The 979-nt window shown below is 71.9% G+C and carries 1 protein-coding gene and 1 pseudogene; both read left to right on the top strand.

The genetic code is table 11. The features are described 5' to 3' along the window. Positions 1-584 (top strand): annotated as a pseudogene (locus G6026_RS17675) (MFS transporter); the annotation flags it as partial. Positions 585-604: 20 nt separating this feature from the next. Continuing rightward, a partial coding sequence (locus tag G6026_RS16010; RefSeq protein ID WP_241728137.1) for a lysoplasmalogenase family protein occupies positions 605-979 on the top strand: 375 nt, incomplete at its 3' end.

Here is a 979-nt window from a genome sequence, read left to right as displayed (position 1 = left end):
CTCTGTACATCGGCTTGTCGATCGCGAGCCTGGTGGCCCAGGCTCCGAGCGGAACCGGTTTCGGTCTCGCCGTCCCGCTCATGTGGGCGGGTTTCCTGATGGCACCGCTGTCCGTGGGCAGCCTCCTGGCCAACCGGGCGGTCCGCGCGCTCTCCCGTCGGGTCGACATCGCGGCCTTCCTCCCCGTGGGAGCCACTGTGATGACCGCGGCCTCTGTGCTGCTGTGGGCTGCGCACGGGGACTTCCCCACGCTCGCCGTCGGGATGTTCCTCTTCGGCGCGGGGATCGGTTCCGGGTACGCCGCCATGCCCGCGTTGATCGCCCGGAGTGTCGCCGTGGACCAGCTCGGTAGCGCCGTGAGCTTCAACCAGGTCCTACGCACGGTCGGCGGCGCAGTGGGCGCCGCACTGTCCGCCGCCGCGCTCGCCGCGCACCCGTCGGACTCGACCTTCCCCACCGACGAGGGCATCACCATAGCGTTCGGCGTGGGCGTGCTGTGTTGCGGCGCGGTGATGGTGGCGTTGACGTGGCACGCGGTCGTGTCGCGACGGCGAGGTGGTCCATCCCACCGCACTCGGCGGTGACCGGAGATAGCGTCACCTGCATGCGCGCATTGACCTGGGTCCCTGTCGCCGCGGTGACGCTCGTCCACCTGATCGCGCTGGCGCTCGGGGCCGGGGCGGCCGCCGCCTGGTCCCAGGTGCTGCTCATGCCCGCGTTGGCGGTGGTGCTGCTCGGACTCCCGTCCGACGACCGCGGCCCCGCCTGGCCCTGGGCCCTGGGCGCGCTGGCCGCCAGCTGGGTCGGGGACTCGTTGCCGAGAGTCCTTCCCGCAGACGCCCGGTTCCTGGCGATGGTCGGCGGGTTCGCCGTGGCGCAGGGGCTGTGGATCGTCGCGTTCACCCGTGTGGACCGGGGCCGCTCGCCGTTCGCATGGACGCTGCTGCTCATCGTGGTCGCCGTCGCGCTGCAGAAGTAC

Origin of the sequence: Dietzia sp. DQ11-38-2 (assembly GCF_014145055.1) — a bacterium.
GTDB lineage: Bacteria > Actinomycetota > Actinomycetes > Mycobacteriales > Mycobacteriaceae > Dietzia.
This window is presented reverse-complemented; position numbering and strand designations above follow the sequence as displayed.